This window comes from Leifsonia sp. SIMBA_070 (assembly GCF_046534635.1).
In the GTDB taxonomy this organism is placed as follows: domain Bacteria; phylum Actinomycetota; class Actinomycetes; order Actinomycetales; family Microbacteriaceae; genus Leifsonia.
In genome coordinates, this window is sequence record NZ_JAWRYK010000557.1 from 1 (window position 1) to 256 (window position 256).

Genomic DNA, 256 nt, shown 5'->3' on the forward strand with positions numbered 1-256 from the left:
GCCTTTGCCTGCGAGGACCACGACGCGGTGCTGGGCAACCTGGCTGCACGCATCAGTCCGCGCATCTTGAAGGCCCCCGGCCGGCTTCAGGCCGCCGCCGATCAGGTGGGGGAGTATTTTGCCGGGACCCGCCGTGCCTTCGACCTGCCCCTGGACCTGCGGCTGACCGCCGGCTTCCGGCGGGTCATCGTGGAGCGCCTCCCGGACATCCGTTACGGATCCACCGCCAGCTATTCGGCGCTGGCGGCCCTGGCCG

At 71.1% G+C, this 256-nt stretch carries 1 pseudogene; it reads left to right on the forward strand.

What is annotated here, in order from left to right:
• A pseudogene (locus tag SB754_RS21435) lies at nt 1–256 on the forward strand (cysteine methyltransferase); the annotation flags it as partial.